Annotated in this window: 19 protein-coding genes; 16 read left to right on the top strand and 3 right to left on the bottom strand. The window is 60.1% G+C overall.

Annotation, left to right across the window (positions count from 1 at the left end):
• The first annotated feature begins 88 nt into the window (after window positions 1-88).
• The 7 genes from ACW4PC_RS07615 (at window position 89) to ACW4PC_RS07585 (ending at window position 6,423) form a co-directional block, all read left to right on the top strand.
• Window positions 89-406: an acyl carrier protein gene (locus tag ACW4PC_RS07615; RefSeq protein WP_022715027.1), complete on the top strand. Its 318-nt coding sequence runs from the start codon at window positions 89-91 to the stop codon at window positions 404-406.
• A gap of 114 nt (window positions 407-520) precedes the next feature.
• Entirely contained in the window at window positions 521-1,003 is a 483-nt protein-coding gene (locus ACW4PC_RS07610) for a 3-hydroxyacyl-ACP dehydratase FabZ family protein (protein WP_455873362.1), read from the top strand.
• Complete coding sequence (locus ACW4PC_RS07605) at window positions 1,000-2,205, top strand: beta-ketoacyl-ACP synthase (protein WP_455873361.1); 1,206 nt, start codon at window positions 1,000-1,002, stop codon at window positions 2,203-2,205. Before ACW4PC_RS07610 ends, ACW4PC_RS07605 begins: the two co-directional genes overlap by 4 nt.
• An 11-nt stretch (window positions 2,206-2,216) precedes the next feature.
• Window positions 2,217-3,503, top strand: coding sequence for a beta-ketoacyl-ACP synthase (locus ACW4PC_RS07600; RefSeq protein WP_455873360.1), 1,287 nt, complete (start codon window positions 2,217-2,219; stop codon window positions 3,501-3,503).
• 54 nt (window positions 3,504-3,557) lie between these two features.
• Entirely contained in the window at window positions 3,558-4,586 is a 1,029-nt protein-coding gene (locus ACW4PC_RS07595; protein ID WP_455873359.1) for a zinc-binding dehydrogenase, read from the top strand.
• Between the two features lie 4 nt (window positions 4,587-4,590).
• Window positions 4,591-5,526, top strand: coding sequence for a lipid A biosynthesis lauroyl acyltransferase (locus tag ACW4PC_RS07590; RefSeq protein WP_455873358.1), 936 nt, complete (start codon window positions 4,591-4,593; stop codon window positions 5,524-5,526).
• 189 nt (window positions 5,527-5,715) lie between these two features.
• Window positions 5,716-6,423: a PAS domain-containing protein gene (locus tag ACW4PC_RS07585; protein WP_455873357.1), complete on the top strand. Its 708-nt coding sequence runs from the start codon at window positions 5,716-5,718 to the stop codon at window positions 6,421-6,423.
• A 9-nt stretch (window positions 6,424-6,432) separates the two neighbouring features.
• On the opposite strand, the gene ACW4PC_RS07580 is transcribed toward ACW4PC_RS07585, so the two are convergent.
• Together ACW4PC_RS07580 and ACW4PC_RS07575 are read right to left on the bottom strand one after the other, a co-directional pair.
• A complete protein-coding gene (locus ACW4PC_RS07580) occupies window positions 6,433-6,789 on the bottom strand; it encodes a VOC family protein (RefSeq protein ID WP_455873356.1) in 357 nt (118 codons plus the stop codon).
• A 3-nt stretch (window positions 6,790-6,792) separates the two neighbouring features.
• Window positions 6,793-7,191: an SRPBCC family protein gene (locus ACW4PC_RS07575; protein WP_455873355.1), complete on the bottom strand. Its 399-nt coding sequence runs from the start codon at window positions 7,189-7,191 to the stop codon at window positions 6,793-6,795.
• Window positions 7,192-7,350: 159 nt separating this feature from the next.
• Between ACW4PC_RS07575 and gndA the strand changes: the two genes are divergently transcribed.
• Window positions 7,351-8,802: an NADP-dependent phosphogluconate dehydrogenase gene (gene gndA / locus ACW4PC_RS07570; protein WP_455873354.1), complete on the top strand. Its 1,452-nt coding sequence runs from the start codon at window positions 7,351-7,353 to the stop codon at window positions 8,800-8,802.
• Window positions 8,803-9,232: 430 nt separating this feature from the next.
• On the opposite strand, the gene ACW4PC_RS07565 is transcribed toward gndA, so the two are convergent.
• Complete coding sequence (locus tag ACW4PC_RS07565) at window positions 9,233-10,273, bottom strand: LacI family transcriptional regulator (protein WP_455873353.1); 1,041 nt, start codon at window positions 10,271-10,273, stop codon at window positions 9,233-9,235.
• Window positions 10,274-10,730: 457 nt separating this feature from the next.
• Here ACW4PC_RS07565 and ACW4PC_RS07560 point away from each other — a divergent pair, with 457 nt between their 5' ends.
• From ACW4PC_RS07560 to mgrA, 8 genes are all read left to right on the top strand, one after another.
• The gene (locus ACW4PC_RS07560; RefSeq protein ID WP_455873352.1) at window positions 10,731-11,969 is read left to right on the top strand and encodes an ABC transporter substrate-binding protein; all 1,239 of its coding nucleotides are present in this window, start codon (window positions 10,731-10,733) and stop codon (window positions 11,967-11,969) included.
• Window positions 11,970-12,066: 97 nt separating this feature from the next.
• Window positions 12,067-12,957: a carbohydrate ABC transporter permease gene (locus ACW4PC_RS07555; protein WP_455873351.1), complete on the top strand. Its 891-nt coding sequence runs from the start codon at window positions 12,067-12,069 to the stop codon at window positions 12,955-12,957.
• A gap of 12 nt (window positions 12,958-12,969) precedes the next feature.
• The gene (locus ACW4PC_RS07550; RefSeq protein WP_455873350.1) at window positions 12,970-13,890 is read left to right on the top strand and encodes a carbohydrate ABC transporter permease; all 921 of its coding nucleotides are present in this window, start codon (window positions 12,970-12,972) and stop codon (window positions 13,888-13,890) included.
• A gap of 2 nt (window positions 13,891-13,892) precedes the next feature.
• Window positions 13,893-14,978, top strand: coding sequence for an ABC transporter ATP-binding protein (locus tag ACW4PC_RS07545; RefSeq protein WP_455873349.1), 1,086 nt, complete (start codon window positions 13,893-13,895; stop codon window positions 14,976-14,978).
• Between the two features lie 234 nt (window positions 14,979-15,212).
• Window positions 15,213-17,672, top strand: a complete 2,460-nt coding sequence (locus tag ACW4PC_RS07540; protein WP_455873348.1) for a beta-mannosidase — start codon at window positions 15,213-15,215, stop codon at window positions 17,670-17,672.
• A 35-nt stretch (window positions 17,673-17,707) separates the two neighbouring features.
• On the top strand, window positions 17,708-18,469 hold the full coding sequence (locus tag ACW4PC_RS07535; RefSeq protein WP_455873632.1) for a sugar phosphate isomerase/epimerase family protein: 762 nt from the start codon (window positions 17,708-17,710) through the stop codon (window positions 18,467-18,469).
• A gap of 9 nt (window positions 18,470-18,478) precedes the next feature.
• Window positions 18,479-19,612, top strand: coding sequence for a Gfo/Idh/MocA family protein (locus ACW4PC_RS07530; RefSeq protein WP_455873347.1), 1,134 nt, complete (start codon window positions 18,479-18,481; stop codon window positions 19,610-19,612).
• Window positions 19,613-19,679: 67 nt separating this feature from the next.
• Window positions 19,680-20,711 carry an L-glyceraldehyde 3-phosphate reductase gene (gene mgrA, locus ACW4PC_RS07525; RefSeq protein ID WP_455873346.1) on the top strand — a complete coding sequence of 344 codons (1,032 nt, stop codon included), beginning with the start codon at window positions 19,680-19,682 and terminating at the stop codon, window positions 20,709-20,711.
• Window positions 20,712-20,738 lie beyond the last annotated feature (27 nt).

Genomic DNA, 20,738 nt, shown 5'->3' with positions numbered 1-20,738 from the left:
TTATGCGAATTGCTGTTTCGGCAACAGTTGCCCGTCAAATTTGAAAGCAGATCATGCGAAAGCATTGGCTTTTGAAATGGATTTGCCTATGAGGGGGATAAATTCGTCATTGAAAGAGGTACAGCGCGTGACCGCTACATTCGATAAAGTTGCCGACATCATTGCAGAAACCAGCGAGATCGATCGCGAGACCATCACGCCGGAGAGCCATACGATCGACGACCTCGGTATCGATAGCCTCGACTTCCTCGATATCGTTTTCGCCATCGACAAGGAATTCGGCATCAAGATCCCGCTCGAAAAGTGGACGCAGGAAGTCAACGAGGGGAAGGTTTCCACCGAGGAATATTTCGTGCTGAAGAACCTCTGTGCCAAGATCGACGAGCTTCGCGCCGCCAAGGCCTGAGCGACACAGCTATCTTTTTTCTCCGCCCTGCCTCTGCGAACCGTAGCGGCCGGGCGGTTTTGTTCCTAACTAGGCGTATCCGGCGCTCGCTTTCCCGCCGGGCCGGAGGATCCGATGCTGCTGGAATATTTCCAGATGATTGACCGCGTGGAAGTGGTCGACCTCGAAAAGGGTATGCTCAAGGCGCGTTCCGTCGTGCCGGCGAAAAGCCCTGTCTTCGAAGGCCATTTTCCAGGTATGCCGCTCGTTCCGGGCGTGCTTCTCATTGAAACCATGGCGCAGGCCTCGGGCATGCTTGTGCTGGCCGCGACTGATTTTGCCGCGATGCCGTTCCTGATGTCGGTGGATGGCGCCAAGATGCGCACCTTCGTCGAGCCAGAGGCGGTTCTCGACATCGAGGCGTTTCTGGAGCATGACGGGTCCGGTTTTGCCGTGACCAAGGCAAAGATCACGAGCGGCGGCAAGAAGGTCTGCGATGCGCAACTGAAGTTGCGCACCATGCCCTTCAGCGAGGTTCCGCTCGGCGATATCGTGAAAAAGCGCGCGGGCGAGGTCGGCCTGATCGATGCAATCGCCGCGCAGGGAGTAAAGGGATGAGCAAGGCTCAAAATGATGTCGTCATCACCGGCGTCGGTATCGTCACTTGTCAGGGCGTCGGCAAGGATGCGCATGTCGCGCTCTTGACGGCAAGCCGAGCGCCGGAGCCGATCATCGAGACCGAGAAATTCAAGCCCTATCCGGTGCATCCGCTGCCGGAAATCGACTGGTCGCAGCAGATCGCCAAGCGCGGCGACCAGCGCCAGATGGAGAACTGGCAGCGCATCGGCGTCTTTGCCGCCGGCCTGGCGCTCGATGACGCGGGCTTCAAGGAGAATGCGGAAACCTGCGGCAGGATGGACATGATCGTGGCCGCCGGTGGCGGCGAGCGTGACATCAATGTCGATACGCTGATCGTCGACGAGGGCCTGAAGCGCAATGATCGCGAGCTCTTACTCAACGAGAAGCTGACCACGGAACTGCGCCCGACGCTCTTCCTGGCGCAGCTTTCCAACCTCCTTGCCGGCAATATTTCGATCGTCCATAAGGTCACCGGTTCCTCGCGGACGTTCATGGGTGAGGAGGCTGCAGGCATCTCCGCCGTCGAAACCGCATTCTACCGGATCAGATCGGGCGAATCCTCGCATGCGCTCGTCGGCGGCGCCTTCGTCGCCGAGCGTCAGGACATGATCCTTTTGCCCGAATCGATCGGCGCTCACCTGCAGGGCAAATGGGTGCCGCTTTGGTCGCGCAAGGATACCGAAGGCGGCGGCATGATCCTGGGGTCGGCCGGGGCGTTTCTCGTTCTGGAATTGCGCAAGCATGCGGAAGCGCGGGGGGCGCATATCTATGCGACGATCGATTCCATCGAGGGCGACCGCGGTAACCGGAATGCCGGAAACCTTGAGGTTCGTCTCGAGCGCCTGCTGCAGCCGGCCAAGAATCTTGCGCCGGAAACGACTGCGATCTTCTCGGGCTCGACCGGCATGCATGATCTGGCAGAGCGCGAGAAGGCTGTTCTGGAGCATCAGCTTCCGGGCGCAGCCGTCCGCGGCTTCGGCGGCGTGTCCGGCCATGCCATCGAAGCGCAGTTTACCCTTGGACTTGCTTTTGCGGCGCTCGCCGTCGACAGCAAAGCGAAGGTGCCGCCTTTCGATGCCGCGCACGAAGAACCGATGAGCGCGGGTACCACGGCCGCTGTCGTCACCGCAGTCGGCCACCAGCGCGGCGAGGGTGTCGCCGTTCTTTCCGCGGATGCGTGAGGAGTGATCAAATGACAAAAGCGACTTACAAGGATCATCTTGGCCGCCCGATCGTCGCGGTCACGGGTATGGGAATCATCACCTCGCTCGGCCAAGGGCTCAAGGACAACTGGGCGGCGCTGACCTCCGGCACTTCCGGGATCCACGGCATCACGCGCTTTCCGACCGACGGGCTCTCGACCCGGATTGCCGGCACTGTTGATTTCATCGACATCCCGGTGCCGAACGCAGTTGAGCGTTCCTACGCCTTTGCCCGCGAAACGACGATTGAAGCGCTCTGCGATGCCGGTATCTCCGGCGATTTCAACGGTCCGCTCTTTCTCGCCGCGCCGCCGATCGAGCCGGAATGGAGCGCCCGCTTCGATCTCGCCGACCGTTCGCCGCCGTCCGAACATCCGGGCGATGCCTACGAGCGGTTCCTGGCCGCGATGCGCCAGCGCACGGATGCCGCCTTCCATGAAGCAGCACTCTTCGGCGCGATCTCCGAGCGTCTGGCCGACCGTTTCGGCACGCGCGGGCTGCCGGTGACGCTTTCGACCGCATGTGCATCTGGCGCCACCGCGATCCAGCTCGGCATCGAGGCGATCCGCCAGGGTCGTACCGATCGCGCCCTTGCGGTTGCGACCGATGGTTCGCTGAGCGCCGAAGCGCTCATCCGCTTTTCACTGCTTTCCGCGCTGTCGACGCAGAACGATCCGCCGACCAAGGCTTCCAAGCCCTTCAGCAAGGATCGCGACGGTTTTGTCATCGCCGAAGGTGCAGCGACGCTGGTCCTCGAATCACTGGAAGCGGCTGTCGCGCGTGGCGCCAAGGTACTCGGCATCATGAAGGGCGCGGGTGAAAAGGCCGACTCCTTCCATCGCACCCGTTCGTCGCCGGATGGCGGCCCGGCGATCGCGACGATCCGTGCCGCGCTTGCCGATGCCGGCATCGATGAAAGCGGCATCGGCTACATCAATGCTCACGGCACCTCGACGCCGGAAAACGACAAGATGGAATATGGCTCGATGCTTGCCGTCTTCGGCGAGCGCATGGCCTCCATTCCGCTGTCCTCCAACAAGTCGATGATCGGTCATACGCTGACGGCGGCTGGCGCGGTCGAAGCGGTGTTCTCGCTGCAGACCATGCTCACCGGCACGCTGCCGCCGACGATTAACTACAACAACCCGGATCCATCTATCGTTCTCGATGTCGTACCGAACAAGAAGCGCGAACAGCAGGTCTGCGCCGTGCTTTCGAACTCTTTCGGCTTCGGCGGGCAGAACGCCAGCCTTGTCATGGCGCTCGAACCGGCTTAAGCGGTTGCCGACAAAATAAGAGAGAGAAGACGCCTTCGAGGCGAGAGGTTTTTTATGCGCGCTTTGCAACTGATCGATGACCGCAAGCTTGAGATCACCGATTTGCCGGAACCGGATGCTCCGGCTGCCGGTGAGGTGACGCTGCGCGTCAAGGCAGTCGCCCTCAACCATATCGACGTCTGGGGCTGGCGCGGCATGGCATTCGCCAAGCGCAAGATGCCGCTCGTCATCGGCGCGGAGGCCTCGGGCGTCGTGGAGGCGATCGGCCCGGGCGTCGCGAACGTCCTGCCCGGCCAGTTGGTCGCAATCTACGGCGCGCGCACCTGCGGTCTCTGCCGTCCGTGTCGCGAAGGCCGCGACAATCTCTGCGAACACGTCTCCGGCGTCCATGGCTTCCATCTTGACGGCTTTGCGCAGGAGAAGGTGAACCTTCCGGCCCGCCTGCTCGTTCCGGCACCGCCCGGCGTCGATGCCATCGGCGCGGCTCTGGCGCCCGTCACCTTCGGGACCGTCGAGCACATGCTCTTCGACAATGCCAAGCTCGAACCTGGCGAGACGATCCTCGTGCATGCCGGCGGTTCGGGCATCGGCACGGCGGCAATCCAGCTCGCCAAGAAGATCGGTTGCACCGTGATCACCACCGTCGGCTCGGACGACAAGATCGAGAAGGCCAAGGCGCTCGGCGCCGATCACGTCATCAATTACCGCACGGACCGCTTCGAGGGCGTCGTGCGCAAGCTCACGAAAAAAAAGGGCGTCGATGTCGTCTTCGAACACGTGGGCAAGGACACCTGGGCGGGCTCGATGCTGTGCATGAAGCGCGGCGGCCGCCTCGTCACCTGCGGCTCGACGTCGGGCGTTTCTACCGACATGAACCTGATGATGCTCTTCCAGCAGCAGCTGAAGTTGCTCGGCTCCTTCGGCTGCCGCATCGAGAATATGGCGAATGCCATGCAGAAGATGGGCCGCGGCCTCGTTCATCCGGTCATCGACACCGAAGTCAGCTTCGACGATATCGATCGTGCGCTCGAACGCATGGAATCCCGCCAGATCTTCGGCAAGATCATCCTGAAGATGGACTGAACCGGTGAAGCTCTTCCTCACCCGGATCGTTCTGATGCTCGAGCATTTTCGCCAATGGCTGATCGCTCAGCTGGCCTTTGGCTTCATGAATTTCCTGAAGCTGTTTCCGGCAGACAGCGCGATCCGATTTGCTGATTGGCTGACCCGCAAGATCGGTCCGCACACGTCGCGCCACAAGCTGATGCTCTTCAACCTGCGCAACGCCTTCCCCGAGAAGGGTGAGGCGGAGCTAGAAGAAATCGCCCTGGCGAGTTGGGGCAATATGGGGCGGCTCGCCGCCGAATACGTCTTTCTGGACCGTTTGTTCGATTTCGATCCGGAAAGGATCGGTCCGGGCAGGGTGGAGGTCTCGGGGATCCCGATCTTCCTCGACCTGCGGGACAATCCCCGGCCGTTCATCGTCTTTACGGCGCATACGGGCAATTTCGAACTCCTGCCCGTCAGCAGCGCTGCCTTCGGTCTGCATGTGACAGTTCTCTTCCGTCCGCCGAACAATCCTTATGTCGCCCAGAAGGTCTTCGATTTCCGCAGCGCCCGCATGGGCAAGCTCGTGCCGTCGCATGCCGGCTCGGCCTTTGCGCTGGCGCGTCAGCTCGAAGCCGGGCAGGGCGTCGGCGTTCTCGTCGATCAGAAGTTCCGCAAAGGGCTGAAGACCACCTTCTTCGGCCTGGACACGAAGACGAACCCGCTCTTGCCGAAACTCGTCCGTCAGTTCAACTGCGAGGTTTATCCTGCGCGCTGCATCCGGCTCCCCGGCAACCGCTATCGGCTGGAGATCGAGCCGAAGCTGGACATGCCGCGCGACGAGAAGGGCAATCTCGACCTGGCGGCGACCGCTCAGATGCTGAATGACAAGGTCGAAAGCTGGGTGCGGGAATACCCGGCCCAATGGCTCTGGTACCACGACCGTTGGAAGGTAAAGCACGAAGTTCTTAAGTGAAGGGCTTTCAACCTCTCATATCTCATCCACTAAAACCCATGTGCCGTCCACGTTGAACGTGAATCCTGAATCATGTTATCCGTCGCTACTAGGGCGAGTAGCGGGATTCATGTTTATGTCATATGCGTTGAATTCTGCCAAAGCGGGGAGAAATGAATCCCTTTGGAGAATAAGGGATCTGGAGGCGCCTTGCTCGAACTTTTGCAAGCTTTCTCATCACGCTGCTCGCAGATCGAAGAGGCAATTCGACTTGGCGACGATCGGCGCGTTGCAACTCTTGATGGTGGCCTCGATCTTTTGGTCCAAGTAATTGTAGACCATCACGCGGCCAACCTGATGGAGATGTACATGCAGCTTCAGTTTGTCGGCTATCTGCTGCAGCAGGATGCCGATGACGCTGCCAGCGTCAGCCATCACTCAGCCATGCTCATATCCCTTTTGGAGCGCTATTTCGGCGCGCTGCCGCGTGCGGATTTCGCGTTGCCGCGGGAAATGCCGCTACCTGCGCCGACGGCCTATGTGCCCACTGTCGACAATGGGAATTTTCTCAATTCGGCGATTCTCGAGACCTTGCCGGATCGTGTTGCGGTGCTCACGCGCGACTACCGCTATCTTTATTCCAATCCGGTGAACTGTGCATATCTCGGACGAGGGCCGATCGACATGATCGGCCGCCATGTGATGGAATTCATCGGCGAGGAACAGTTCGTGGCACAAGCGAAAGCCAACTTCGACGCCTGCTTCGCGGGGCAGCATGTCGAATACAACTACGAACAGCGCGGTGAAAGCAGGCGCACGCGTTGCCGCATGTCGCCGTTGCGCGACCTGTCCGGGCAAGTTCTAGGTGCGCTTGTCGTGCTGGAATCTGCTGATGCGATCTCGACAATCGCTGCCTAGCTTCCCGCTTTAAGTCTTGCTCCACACGGCCAGTTCGTAGGCATCCTTGTCAAGGAAGTGAAACCGCCGGCCGCCCGGAAAGGCGGTGATCGGCTTTACGATCTTGCCTCCGACCTGTTTGACCTTCTCCAGCGCTTCCTCAAGTTTGTCGGCGTATAGGATCACAAGCGGGCCACCACCCGGGCGCGGCGGTTGGATATTTGTGAAGCCGCCCGTCAGGCGGCCGTCGTTGAATTCGCAATAGCTCGGGCCATAATCGGTGAAACTCCAACCAAATGCGTTACCGTAGAAGGCCTTTGCCGCCGCTATGTCGGCGACGTTGAATTCAATGTAGTCGATCTTCAGGTCGTTTGCGCTTTTTTCCATCGGTTACATCTCCATCATCGATTTCAAGGCGCCGAGGTCCTTCTGCACATGAGCGGCATCAGCGGCGAACTGGTCGTCCGTCATGCCTGGCTGTTTCAACAGCGTGAACATCACCTCGCAGCCGTCGCCGTTCGGCACGATTTGCAGCGCGTTGTAGACCCGTAGTCCGCTTTCGATTGTTACCGTATGGTCGATGACGCCGAACTCGTTGTGTGGGACGAAGCTCACACGCACCGTTCCCAAAGGACCATGCGCGATCCAGTCGCTGCCTTCCGGTTCGAGGCCGGAGGCGAGCCCTGAGGCCCAGAGCGACATGTTTTCCGGCTTGCCGGCAAAGTCGTAGACCTCCTTCCAGTACCGATTGATCGAGCAGTGAACAATTTTGGCAGGCAGGGTGCTCATCGGATTTTCCTTGGTGTTTCCTCCGCCGATAATAGCAGACAGGATGGCGGCGTATTGAAGGAAACGGCCGGTCAGCCTCCGAACTGTGCGCTGCCGAACTGATCGGCGTCCTTCCAGACTTGCCGTTTTTCCCGGAGAGTGCCACAACACCGGTCCAAAATGACTTATCGGAGGTGTATCGTGGAAAAGGCAGAAATCGGGCTGATCGGCCTTGCCGTCATGGGTTCCAACCTGGCACTCAACATTGCGGAAAAAGGCAACAAGATCGCAGTCTTCAACCGCACTCCCGAAAAGACGGACGAGTTCTACGAAAGCGCCGGTGATCTCAAGAAGCAGATCGTCCCCTGCAAGACCATCGAGGAATTCGTCGAGGCCATCCGCCCGCCGCGTCCCATCATCATCATGATCAAGGCGGGCGAGGCCGTCGACCAGCAGATGGAAGCGCTGCGGCCGCACCTTTCCAAAGGCGACATCATGATCGATGCCGGCAACGCCAATTTCCGTGACACGATCGCCCGTTTCGACCGCCTCAAGGATACTGAGCTGACCTTCATCGGCATGGGGGTATCCGGCGGTGAAGAAGGCGCCCGCCACGGCCCCTCGATCATGGTCGGCGGTACCGAAGACTCCTGGAAGCGCGTCGAGAAGGTTCTGACCTCGATTGCCGCCAAGTACAACGGCGATCCCTGCGTCGCCTGGCTCGGCAACGATGGTGCCGGTCACTTCGTCAAGACGATCCACAATGGCATCGAATACGCCGACATGCAGATGATCGCCGAAATCTACGGCATCCTGCGCGACGGCCTCGGCAAGAGCGCCGGCGAAATCAGCAAGATCTTCGGCGAATGGAACAAGGGCCGCCTGAATTCCTACCTCATCGAAATCTCCGAAAAGGTGCTGGCGGCGACCGATCCCGTGTCCGGGGGCCCGATGGTTGACATGATCCTCGACAAGGCCGGTCAGAAGGGCACCGGCAAGTGGTCGGCGATCGAAGCACAGAACATGGGCATTCCGGCGACCGCTATCGAAGCTGCCGTTGCGGCCCGCAGCATCTCCTCGATGAAGGACCAGCGCGAAGCCGCCGAGAGGATCTTCGGAAAGCCGAAATACGAATTCCCGATCGCCTACGGTCAGGACCTCGACAAGGATCTGGAACTGGCGTTGTTTGCCGCCAAGATCGGCGCCTATGCGCAGGGCTTTGCCGTGATGGCGGAGGCTTCCCGCGAGTTCAGCTGGTCCCTGCCGATGCCGGTGATCGCCAAGATCTGGCGGGCCGGCTGCATCATCCGCTCGCAGTTCCTGGACGAAATCACCAGCGCTTTCACCAAGGCGCCGGATGCGGCAAACCTCATCGTCACGCCGGCCTTCTCCGAAATGGTCAAGGAATTGGTCCCGTCGCTTCGCCGCGTCGTTGCGGCAGCACTTGCCGCCGGCCTGCCGGTTCCGGCGCTCACCTCGGCGCTCACCTATTTCGACGCCTACCGCCAGGGCCGCGGCACCGCGAACCTCATCCAGGCCCAGCGCGACTTCTTCGGCGCCCACGGCTTCGACCGCCTCGACGGCAAGGATTTCCACCATGGCCCATGGGGCAGCGGCGCTTCGACGTTCTGAGGTATCAATCGAACAAGGAAAGAGCCCGGTTTCGATCGGGCTTATTTTATTTTGAACATACCGAAGCAGGATCATGGAGCCTGCGCACTGGCTTGTCCGCTTCCCGCGGTCTCTTCCACATTTGCATTCCTGCGACCTCATCAAGTCAGGCGGTGAGAGCGAGGAAAAACGACATGCCATCACCCTTGAGGGTCGCGCCGTGCGATCTTGCGCCTTAGGTGAGCTTGATTGCCAGAAGTGTTGGCACCGTCTCAACACACTCCAAGTCGCCGCGAGCAGCGTTCACCCTTAACTACTGAGACGGGAGAGGGAGAGTCCAGCCAGGATAGCCGCATCGGATAACTTTGGGAAAAGCGCGAGCCAGCTTTTCCGTGCCGAACTGCGGCGAAGCAGGATAATTCGGCGCCTCTGCACCAGGAAACGTGACCGCCTATCTGCGATCGTCCGGCCAGACCGGCTTGCTGATGCTCTGCAGCAGTTCCGGCTCAATGCCATCGATGCGGGCGATGACGGCCTTGGCCAGTTCGCGGCCGGCGTGGCGAACGTCTTCATTGGCGGTGATGATCTCCGGCCTGATCCAGTTCAGGATCGGCGCGGACTGCTTGGAAACCATGTCGATATCGTAGCCGACGCGCTTACTTGTCGCCTCGATGCCGGCGTTGACGGCGATAGCGGCACTTCCGGCCGAACAGACGATGCCGTCGGGCGCGTTCGGCATGCGCATCATCGCTTCGACCGTGGTCTTGACCTCCTCCAGCGGCGTATCGGTGTTGACGCGCAGGGGGACTTCCTCGGCGCCATAGTCGTGAAGGCCGGTCTGGAAGCCGATCCTGGTATGGGCATAGTAAGTGAGCTTGCTCGCCGGCTGGAGCAGAGCGATTCGCCTGCGGCCGCGCTCGACGAGCCTCTTCACCGCCTCGTGCGCGAAGGATTCGTTGTCGAAATCGTGATAGGGGTGGACCAGTCCCGCATCTGTCCGGCCATGCGTCGCGAAGGGCATGTTCTGCTCAGCGAGCAGCCGCACGCGCGGATCGTCGGGCTCGATACGGGAAATAATGACGCCGTCGGCAGAGCCGGTGTCCAGGATGTAGCGCACCGGCAGCATCGGGTCCTTGCTGTGCGAGTGCGGTGTCACGACGATGTGGTACGGCGTGCCGGTCAGCACCTCGGAAATGCCGAAGACCATCTGGCTCGAGAAACCCATGATCTCTTCGTCGATGGAAAGAACGAGCGCGATGACGTTGGTCTTGCCGGTCCTGAGGCGTACGCCGGCGCGGTTCGGCTGGTAGCCGAGCTGGCGGGCGACCATACGCACGCGCTCCTTGGTCTCCGCGCCGATATCCGGTGCGTCCTTGAGTGCGCGCGAAACCGTGGTAATGCCCAAGCCCGTCATGAAGGCGATTGTCTTCAGCGTCGGCCGTTCGCGCTGGATAGCCGCTGCCGCTCCCCCGGAATTTCCCTTGTTTTCCATCCCTTTATGTCACCCTCGCGCGATTTCGGTCCGCTTATAGAATGTTTTTCGCAAAGCCGTAAGCACATTCCCCGCTGAACAGCACTCCTCACTTGAGCCATTAAATCTGTAACGATACAGTAGAAATGTCGAGCACTTTTTATGATGTTCGCACCATCACTAGACGCTTAGGTTGAATTGCGGTTTCAAGCTCGGATCTTTTGCACTTGCGAAGGCGATTTCTTCAGACGACATGCGCCATAATAGAAATAAATATTTGATATCAAGAAATTGCTCTGTTCGTCATCATGCAATCTTGAATGCCCAACCTAACGCCATATGTCGCGGAGTTGTGGAGCAACAACAGGCATGGGTAGCAATGGCGAGTTTCGCATAAAATTTTGACAGCGGGCTGTTGCGCCAAAATGTCGATTGCACTAAGTTTTTCCGGCAACGTTTCAGTGAGGGAGGAGAACTCATGAATTTTCGTTCGATGGCGGCTGTGCTTGCCGCTTCCGTCGTGCTGCCGCTTGGCGCGGCCAACGCGACCGATCTCGAAGTCACCCATTGGTGGACATCCGGTGGCGAAGCTGCCGCCGTCAAGGTCCTTGCCGACAGCTTCAATGCGAGTGGCGCCAACAAGTGGGTCGACGGCGCAATCGCCGGTTCCGGCTCCACCGCCAACCCGATCATCATCAGCCGAATTCTCGGCGGCAACCCCATGGGCGCTACCCAGATGAACACCGGCCGCGACGCCGAGGAACTCATCAAGGCAGGCCTCATGACGGATCTGACGCCACTTGCCGAGGAGGAACATTGGAAGGACGTCATCCGTCCGGCCAAGCTGCTCGACGCCTGCGTCTATGAAGGCAAGATCTATTGCGTGCCGATCAACATCCACTCCTGGCAGTGGATGTGGCTCAACCGCCACGTCTTCGAAGACAACGGCATGGCTGTTCCAAAAAACTGGGACGAGCTCGCAGCCGACGCGCCGAAGCTGAAGGAGAAGGGCATCACGCCGCTCGCCACCGGCGCCCCGTGGCAGGTCGAAGGCATCCGCAACGTCATGCAGGCCGGCATCGGCGGCAAAGACCTCTACTTGCAGATCAACGACAAGAAGAGCGAAGAGGCCGTTCGCAGCGATCAGAACAAGAAGGTCTGGACCGCATTCGCCCAGGCCCGCGATATGGTCGATCCGGCTTATTCCGGCCGCGACTGGAACGTTGCCACCAACATGGTGATCGAGGGCAAGGCTGCCGCTCAGATCATGGGCGATTGGGCGCAGGGTGAATTCGGCGTCGCGAAGAAGGTTGCCGGCACCGACTACGATTGCCTGCCCGGTCTCGGCTTCAATGCGCAGCTCGATACGGGCGGCGACGCCTTCTATTTCCCGAAGAACAGCAATCCGGAAATCACCAAGGCGCAGCTTGAACTCGCCAAGATGCTTCTTTCCAAGGAAGTTCAGGTCAAATTCAATCTGGTCAAGGGTTCGCTGCCGGTTCGCGGCGACGTCGATCTCGAAGCCGCCAACGCCTGCATGAAGAAGGGCATCGAAATCCTGTCGGACCTCAACAATGTTCTGCCTTCGACCGAGCAGATGCTCGATTCCGATACGCAGGGCCAGCTGCAGGATCTCGCGCTCGAATTCTTCAGCTCCAAGATGTCTGTGGACGATGCAATCGATCGTCAGGCCGACATCATCTCGCAGGCCCAGTAAGGCCACAGACGCTCTCATAACTTGAGACGGTTTTATGGGGCGCGAGCGGACAGCTTTCCAGTCTGGTCGCGCCCCTGACCGCCAACAGGAGGTATTGATGGCTCATGCCGGCCGGCCGTTTGGCCTATTGCGCAACCTCAATGCGAAGGTCGCAGCAATCCCTATGATGCTGACCGTCATCGTGATTTTCATCGGTTGCACGCTTTGGACCGTTTTCTACTCGTTCACGTCGTCGCGGTTGCTACCGACGAGCGATTTCGTGGGCATTGACCAGTACAGCCGCCTCTTCGGCAATTCGCGCTGGAACCAGTCGGTTCTCAATCTTGCCACCTACGGCGTCTGCGTGCTGACATTCGTCTTCATCATCGGCTTCCTGCTGGCTGTTCTCATCGATCAGAAGATCAGGTTCGAGAACACATTCCGCACGATCTTTCTCTACCCGTTCGCCCTGTCGTTCATCGTGACGGGGCTCGTCTGGCAGTGGATTCTCGATCCCGGGCTCGGCGTGCCGAAGGTTTTGAACGATCTTGGCCTTCCGGGGGGCAGCCTCGCGCTGCTCGGCGACAAGAATACCGTTATCTATGCGCTCGTCATCGCCGGCCTCTGGCAGGGGACGGGGCTGGTCATGGTGTTGATGCTTGCCGGTCTGCGCGGTATCGATTCGGAAATCTGGAAGGCGGCGCGCGTCGACGGCATTCCGGCGTGGCGCACATACCTCTTCATCATCATTCCAATGATGCGCGGCGTCTTCGTCACCACACTGGTGATCGTCGCTTCCGGCATCGTACGCGTCTATGACCTCGTCGTCGCAATGACGCAGGGCGGACCCGGTTTCGCATCGGAAGTGCCGGCCAAATACGTCTATTCGTTCATGTTCGAGCGCGCCAATCTCGGGCAGGGCCTTGCGGCTTCGACCGTGATGCTCGTCACCGTCTTCATCATCCTGGTTCCGTGGGCTCTCGCCGAGTTCCGCCAGAAGCGATCCTGAGGGAGCACGATCATGGCCATGGCCACCACCACCAATAACAGCACCGCCAGCGTCGTCGAGCCGGCAGGCGCAAGGCCGCGTCGCATGTTCGCGCCCTCGACCATCATCCTCTACAGCATCCTGACAGTCGCCGCGCTTTATTATCTTCTGCCGCTCTATGTGATGGTCGTGACCTCCCTCAAGGACATGACAGAAATCCGCATGGGCAATATCTTCGCGCCGCCGGTGCAGATCACCTTCGAGCCCTGGGTCAAGGCATGGAGCCAGGCCTGTACAGGCCTTGATTGCTCCGGCATCAGCGTCGGCTTCTGGAAGTCTGTCAAGATTACCATTCCGAGCGTCATTATTTCCGTGGCGATCGCCTCGGTGAATGGCTACGGCCTGTCCTACTGGCGCTTCAAGGGTTCGGAAGTCTTCTTTACGATCCTGCTTTTCGGCGCTTTCATCCCCTATCAGGTGATGCTCTATCCGCTCGTCATTATCATGCGCGAGCTCGGCATCTTCTCGACCATCTGGGCGGTCGTCCTGGTGCACACGATCTTCGGCATGCCGATCAACACGCTGCTCTTCCGAAATTATTTCGCATCACTACCTCCCGAACTCTTCAAGGCTGCGCGTGTGGATGGGGCAGGGTTCTGGCAGGTGTTCTTCCGCATCATGCTGCCGATGTCGCTGCCGATCTTCGTCGTGTCGATGATCATCCAGATCACCGGTATCTGGAACGACTTCCTGTTCGGCGTGATCTTTGCCGGCAACCAGAATTTCCCGATGACGGTGCAGCTCAACAACATCGTCAACGCCGTCCAGGGCGTGAAGGAATACAACGTCAACATGGCCGCAACGCTGCTCACTGGCGCGGTGCCGCTTATCGTCTACTTCGTGTCCGGACGTCTCTTCGTCCGCGGTATCGCCGCTGGCGCAGTGAAAGGTTGATCATGAACACAAGCGTTTCCATCAAAGATCTGTCGCTGAATTTCGGCGCCGTCAGCGTCCTCAAGGACCTGAACCTCGACATTAATGACGGCGAATTCCTGGTGCTGCTCGGCTCGTCCGGCTGCGGCAAATCCACGCTGCTCAACTGCATCGCCGGGCTGCTTGATGCATCCGCGGGACAGATCTTCATCAAGGGCAAGAACGTCACCTGGGAAGAGCCCAAGGACCGCGGCATCGGCATGGTGTTCCAGTCCTATGCGCTCTATCCGCAGATGAGTGTCGAGAAGAACCTGTCCTTCGGACTTCGCGTTGCAAAGGTGCCGCAGGCCGAGATCGAGAAGCGCGTGGCGCGCGCCTCCGAAATCCTGCAGATCCAGCCGCTTTTGAAGCGCAAGCCCGCCGAACTGTCCGGCGGCCAGCGCCAGCGCGTCGCGATCGGCCGCGCACTGGTGCGTGATGTCGATGTGTTCCTGTTCGACGAGCCGCTGTCCAACCTCGATGCCAAGCTGCGTTCGGAGCTGCGCGTCGAGATCAAGCGCCTGCACCAGTCGCTGAAAAACACGATGATCTACGTCACCCACGACCAGATCGAGGCGCTGACGCTGGCTGACCGCATCGCGATCATGAAAAGCGGCATCATTCAGCAGCTCGACGATCCGACGACCATCTACAACAGGCCGCGCAATCTTTTTGTCGCAGGCTTCATCGGCTCGCCGTCAATGAACTTCCTGCACGGCGACCTGACCAAGAACAGCGACAAGACGGTGTTCAGATCAAACGGCGTCAGCTTCTCGCTCGACGGCTATGATGCGGCTCAGCCGCTGCGATCTGGCCGCAAGGTGGTGCTCGGCGTGCGCCCGGAGCACATCAAGGTCGACGAAAATCTCGGCCCCGAAGTGCATGATGCGACCGTCGACATCGAGGAGCCGATGGGCGCCGACAACCTCCTCTGGCTGAAGCACGCCGGCCACACGATGTCGGTGCGCATCAACGGCGCGCGCCGCTTCAAGGTGGGCACACCGGTGAAGCTCAGCTTCGACATGTCGCTGGCATCGCTCTTCGATGCTGAGACGGAGGAGAGAATTTAGGAGGCGGCGCGTGTGCGGTGGGCGAGGGCGGTAACCAGCCCCTCATTCGCCTGCCTGGCACCTTCTTCCCGCAGACTGGGAGAAGCAGATATGCCGCAACGCCTTCCCCGATCGCAATGTTGCGTTCGGGCAAGTTCCCTCTCCCCGCAGGCGGGAAGAGGGCTAGGGTGAGGGGCAGACACGTGCTCCTGTGCGAGCGAGGACATCCCTCGTTCCAATGTTCGAGATCAGATAATGACCACGTCCAATACTTCGTCCATCGATCTTTCCGGTTCCTGGCAGCTCGCCTCCGCTGAAGGCGAAGTCACCACATCGATCACGCTTCCGGGCGACGTCCATACGGCGCTTCACGCGGCAGAACTCATTCCGGATCCCTATTTCGGCCGCAACGAAGAGCAGGTGCAGTGGGTCGCGCATCGGGATTGGGTGCTCGAGCGAAGCTTCCAGCTCGATGATGCCGAAGGCGACTGGTATCTCGACATCGATTACCTCGACACCGCTGCCTCGGTCTTTATCAACGGCTTCGTCGCGCTCGCGGCCGACAATTGCTTTCGCCGCTACCGGCCGGATGTTTCGAGCATGTTGAAGGCAGGCGAAAACACGATCCGCGTCGTGCTGCATTCGAGCATTGCCGCCGGCGCAGAGCGGCAGGGCAGGCAGCCTTTCTACGTACCCTATCACCCGGGCAACTCGCCGATCGCCAACGGCAATATGCTGCGCAAGCCGCAATGCCATTTCGGCTGGGACTGGAACATCGCGATCGCGCCGCTCGGGCTTTATGGCACGATCGCACTGAAGAAGCTCGAGACGGCGCGCATCGAGCACGTGACGACGCGCCAGACGCATAGCCTCGACGGCAGCGTCGAACTGCAGGTCGCGGCAACGCTGTTCGCGAAGGACCCCGGCATCGTGCCGTTGCATTTTGCGCTCGACGGCGAACGTGTCCGACTCGATGTCGGTGTCAATGCCGGCGAGACGGTGGTCAATCATATCTTCTATGTCGAGAAACCGCGCCTCTGGTGGCCTTCCGGCAGTGGCGAGCAGGCGCTTTATGCGCTGACCGTCGATCTGCCGTCAGACGTGGTGACGAAGCAGATCGGCCTTCGCACCGTCGAACTCATCACTACGCCGGATGCGGCCGGCAGCCGCTTCGCCTTCAAGGTCAACGGCCGCGAGATCTTCTGCCGAGGTGCGAACTGGATTCCGGCGGATGCGCTGTTTTCGCGGTCGTCGGCGGAGAAGACGCAGGACCTGCTGCAGTCGGCAAAAGCTGCGAACATGAACATGATCCGCGTCTGGGGTGGCGGCTTTTACGAGCATGACTGGTTCTATGACCTGTGCGACCGGCTCGGCCTCATGGTCTGGCAGGATTTCATGTTTGCCTGCAACCTCTATCCCTCGACTGAAGACTTCCTCGACAATGTCGCGCTCGAAGTCGATTATCAGGTCAAACGTCTCGCCTCGCATCCCTCGATCGTACTCTGGTGCGGCGATAACGAACTGGTCGGTGCGCTCACCTGGTTCGACGAGCCGAAGAGGGACCGCGACCGCTATCTCGTCTCCTATGATCGGCTGAACCGCACGATCGAGCAGGCGATGAAGAAGGCGGCGCCAGGTGCGATCTGGTGGCCGTCGAGCCCGGCCTCCGGCTATCTGGATTTCGGCGACGCCTGGCATGCCGATGGCTCCGGCGACATGCATTACTGGTCGGTCTGGCACGAAAACAAGTCGTTCGACAATTACCGCTCGGTACGGCCGCGTTTCTGCTCCGAATTCGGTTTCCAGTCCTATACCTCGCTGCCGGTCATCAAGACTTATGCCGATAGGAGGGACATGAACGTCGCGTCGCCGGTGATGGAGTTGCATCAGAAGAATGCCGGCGGCAATGAGCGGATCGCGGGCACGATATTCCGCTATTTCCGCTTCCCCAAGGACTTTCCGAACTTCGTCTATCTCAGCCAGATCCAGCAGGGGCTGGCGATCAAGACGGCGGTGGAATATTGGCGGTCGCTCAAACCCCATTGCATGGGCACGATCTACTGGCAGCTCAACGACACCTGGCCGGTCGCGTCCTGGTCGAGCCTCGACTACGGCGGGCGCTGGAAGGCGATGCACTATCTCGTCAAGCGATTCTTCCAGCCGGTCGCCGTGGCCGCCATTCCATCGGAGGACGGCAAAACGATCCGATTCTCGCTGGTCAACGACACGCTTTCGGAGGTCAGCGCCGATCTATCGATTTCCATTCTGACGATGAAGGGCGAGCGCAGGCACCTGAAGGATATCCAAGCCGTCTGCACGCCGGATGCTGCCGTGACGGCAACGGCGATCAATGTCTCGGATATCCCCGAGGGCACGCTGCTTGGCTGGCGCTTCACGGCGTCGAACGGCATGGGCGGTGAGGGGCACTACGTCCACGGCACCTACAAGGCACTCGAATTGGAGCCTGCCGGTCTCCAGGTAACCCGCGAATATGTCGAGGAAGACGGCTCGGTCTGCCTCAATGTCACCGCCAAGGGACTGGCGCTGTTCGTGATGATTGAGACCGAGACCGACGGCAAATATTCCGACAATGCCTTCGATCTGGCAGCTGGCGAGACCCGCCGCATCCTCTTTACCCCGGCAACGCCGCTCCAAGACGGCGAGCTTCCGGACTTCCGTTTCTACGACCTGCATTCCTGCCAGTCGGCAGATTGATTTTGAGAAAGGGCACGAGGCCCGAGGAGAAAATGATGACGAAACTGAGTTTCCAGCTTTATAGCGCCCGCAATTTCCAGCCCTATTCGGCAATCTTCGAAAAGCTCGGCAAGGCCGGTTATTCGGAGGTCGAAGGCTTCGGCGGCATCTATGCCGATCTCGGCGACGCTGATTTGAAGGGCCTGCGCGCCGATCTCGACAAGAATGGTCTCACGATGGCAACCGGCCATTTCAGCCCGGATTTCCTCGACGGCGAAGTCAAGAAATCGCTGAACATCGCAAAGACGCTCGGCATGGATTCGATCTACGCGCCGCATCTTGCCGCAGACCAGCGTCCGGCGGACGGGCCCGGCTGGCTTGCGTTTGGCAAGCGCCTGCAGGAAATGGCCAAGCCCTATAAGGACGCCGGCTACGAATTCGGCTGGCACAATCACGACTTCGAATTCGTGGAGCTTGCCGACGGCTCGCTGCCAATCGAGCGCATCTTCGAAGGCGCCCCCGACATTTCGTGGGAAGCCGATATCGCCTGGGTCGTCCGCGGCGGGGCGGATCCGTTCGCCTGGATCGAGAAGCTCGGCTCACGCATCACTGCCGTACACGTCAAGGACATCGCGCCGGTCGGCGAGAACAAGGACGAGGACGGCTGGGCCGATATCGGTCACGGCACACTTGCCTGGCCGAAGCTGATCGCTGCGCTCAAGGGCACCAGGGTGAAGCACTACGTCGTCGAGCACGACAATCCGAGCGACATCGATCGCCTGATCACCCGCTCGATCGCATCCTTCAAGACCTACTGAGGGCAAACCATGACCAAGGAACTTGGCGTCGGCATCATCGGATGTGGCAACATATCCACCACTTACCTTTCGCTCGCGCCCCTCTTCAAGGGGCTGAAAATTCTGGCCTGCGCGGACATCAATGTGCAGGCAGCCGAACTTCGCGCCGAGGAATACGGCGTCACCGCTCAGACCATCGAGCAGCTTCTTGCCAATGACGAGATCGACGTCGTCGTCAACCTCACGATCCCCGATGCGCATTATCCGGTCTCAAAGGCGGCGCTTGAGGCCGGCAAGCACGTCTTCTCTGAAAAGCCGCTCGTGCTGACGCTGGAACAGGGTGAGGATCTGCGCCGCATCGCCAAGGAAAAGAAGCTCTCCGTCGGCTGCGCGCCGGACACCTTCCTCGGCGGTGCGCACCAGCTTGCCCGCAAATATATCGACGAGGGCGGCATCGGGCGCATCACCTCCGGCGCCTGCTATGTTATGGGGCCGGGCATGGAGATGTGGCATCCGAACCCGGACTTCTTCTTCCTGCCGGGCGGTGGTCCCATCCTCGACATGGGTCCGTATTACATCGCCAACCTCATCAATTTCATCGGCCCGGTGAAGCGCGTCGGCGCGATCACCTCGATGGCGTCGGAGATACGCACAATCACCAGTCAGCCACGCCACGGTGAGACGATTCCGGTCAAGACGCCGACGACGGTCCAGGCACTGCTGGAATTCGTCAGCGGTGCGACGGTGACGCTGACGGCGAGCTGGGATGTCTGGTCGCATCGCCATGCCAATATGGAGCTCTACGGCACCGATGGCACCCTTTTCGTTCCCGACCCGAACTTCTTCGGCGGCGTCGTCGAGGCCAGCGGCCGCGACAAGGACATCAAGCCGCTTGAAGCCTGGGAGCATCCCTTCGGCAGGTTCAACCAGGAAAGCCCGCAAGGCCCGCGCGCCAACTACCGCACCGCAGGTCTTGCTGACATGGTCGCGGCGCTGATCGACGGCCGCGATGCACGCTGCTCGCTGGAGCGCACGCTGCATGGCGTCGACGTCATGACCTCGATCCTGAAATCGGGCGAGGAGGGCAGGTTCGTGGAACTCACGACGACCTGCACGCAGCCCGCCGCGCTTGGCATCGAAGAGGCACAGGCGCTCTTGAAGTAGGCCTCCAAAGGGCTATTTTCGCGCGGGCTTTTCCGGCCCGCGCGCACTTTCCCAAAGGATCAGGACCATGAGCTGGCAACCGGCTTCCGACCGCTATTCGAAGATGAAGTATAACCGCACGGGCCGCTCCGGCCTGAAGCTTCCTGCCGTTTCCCTCGGTCTCTGGCACAATTTCGGCGGCGACACGCCGCATGAGCGCAAGATCGACATGTGCCGCACAGCCTTCGATCTCGGCATCACCCATTTCGACCTTGCCAACAATTACGGCCCGCCTCCAGGTTCGGCCGAAACCGCCTTCGGCGAAATCCTTCGCACCGAATTCGCGGGCCTGCGCGATGAACTCATCATCTCGTCGAAGGCCGGCTACGAAATGTGGCCGGGTCCCTATGGCGAGTGGGGCAGCCGCGAATATCTGATCGCTTCCTGCGACCAGAGCCTGAAGCGCATGGGCCTCAACTACGTCGATGTCTTCTATTCGCACCGTTTCGATCCGGATACGCCTCTCGAAGAGACCTGCGGCGCGCTCGACTATATCGTCCGCTCCGGCCGCGCGCTCTATGTCGGCATTTCCTCTTATAATTCGCAGCGCACGCGGGAAGCAGCCGCGATCCTCAAGGATCTCGGCACGCCGTGCCTCATCCACCAGCCGAGCTATTCCATGCTCAACCGCTGGGTTGAGGACGACAAGCTGCTCGATACGCTGGACGAGGTCGGCATGGGTTCGATCGTCTTTTCACCGCTGGCGCAGGGCATGCTCACGACCAAATATCTCGCCGGCATCCCGGAAGACAGCCGTGCGGCTCAGAACCACTTCCTGAAGCGTGATTTCATCCGCCCGTCAATCATCGACAACATCCGCAAGCTGGATCGCATTGCCGAACGCCGCGGCCAGACGCTGGCGCAGATGGCGATTGCCTGGGTATTGCGCGGCGGCCGGGTGACGTCGGCGCTGATCGGCGCTAGCCGTTCCTCGCAGATCGTCGATTGCGTCAAGGCGCTCGACAATCTTGAGTTCACGGTGGAAGAGCTGAAGGAGATCGATGTCTACGCCCGCGAGGCCGACGTCAATCTCTGGGCGAAATCCGCAGAGCGAGAATAAGCGCAAGCAACGCCCGGCAGGAAACTG

The organism is Rhizobium yanglingense (genome assembly GCF_977109285.1).
This window is presented reverse-complemented; position numbering and strand designations above follow the sequence as displayed.

Bases quoted from the DNA above. Each gene is read 5' to 3' on its own strand.
- ACW4PC_RS07615 (WP_022715027.1), top strand. From the start codon at position 89: ATGAGGGGGATAAATTCGTCATTGAAAGAGGTACAGCGCGTGACCGCT.
- ACW4PC_RS07610 (WP_455873362.1), top strand. From the start codon at position 521: ATGCTGCTGGAATATTTCCAGATGATTGACCGCGTGGAAGTGGTCGAC.
- ACW4PC_RS07605 (WP_455873361.1), top strand. From the start codon at position 1,000: ATGAGCAAGGCTCAAAATGATGTCGTCATCACCGGCGTCGGTATCGTC.
- ACW4PC_RS07600 (WP_455873360.1), top strand. From the start codon at position 2,217: ATGACAAAAGCGACTTACAAGGATCATCTTGGCCGCCCGATCGTCGCG.
- ACW4PC_RS07595 (WP_455873359.1), top strand. From the start codon at position 3,558: ATGCGCGCTTTGCAACTGATCGATGACCGCAAGCTTGAGATCACCGAT.
- ACW4PC_RS07580 (WP_455873356.1), bottom strand. From the start codon at position 6,789: ATGGAAAAAAGCGCAAACGACCTGAAGATCGACTACATTGAATTCAAC.
- ACW4PC_RS07575 (WP_455873355.1), bottom strand. From the start codon at position 7,191: ATGAGCACCCTGCCTGCCAAAATTGTTCACTGCTCGATCAATCGGTAC.
- gndA (WP_455873354.1), top strand. From the start codon at position 7,351: ATGACTTATCGGAGGTGTATCGTGGAAAAGGCAGAAATCGGGCTGATC.
- ACW4PC_RS07565 (WP_455873353.1), bottom strand. From the start codon at position 10,273: ATGGAAAACAAGGGAAATTCCGGGGGAGCGGCAGCGGCTATCCAGCGC.
- ACW4PC_RS07560 (WP_455873352.1), top strand. From the start codon at position 10,731: ATGAATTTTCGTTCGATGGCGGCTGTGCTTGCCGCTTCCGTCGTGCTG.
- ACW4PC_RS07555 (WP_455873351.1), top strand. From the start codon at position 12,067: ATGGCTCATGCCGGCCGGCCGTTTGGCCTATTGCGCAACCTCAATGCG.
- ACW4PC_RS07550 (WP_455873350.1), top strand. From the start codon at position 12,970: ATGGCCATGGCCACCACCACCAATAACAGCACCGCCAGCGTCGTCGAG.
- ACW4PC_RS07545 (WP_455873349.1), top strand. From the start codon at position 13,893: ATGAACACAAGCGTTTCCATCAAAGATCTGTCGCTGAATTTCGGCGCC.
- ACW4PC_RS07540 (WP_455873348.1), top strand. From the start codon at position 15,213: ATGACCACGTCCAATACTTCGTCCATCGATCTTTCCGGTTCCTGGCAG.
- ACW4PC_RS07535 (WP_455873632.1), top strand. From the start codon at position 17,708: ATGACGAAACTGAGTTTCCAGCTTTATAGCGCCCGCAATTTCCAGCCC.
- ACW4PC_RS07530 (WP_455873347.1), top strand. From the start codon at position 18,479: ATGACCAAGGAACTTGGCGTCGGCATCATCGGATGTGGCAACATATCC.
- mgrA (WP_455873346.1), top strand. From the start codon at position 19,680: ATGAGCTGGCAACCGGCTTCCGACCGCTATTCGAAGATGAAGTATAAC.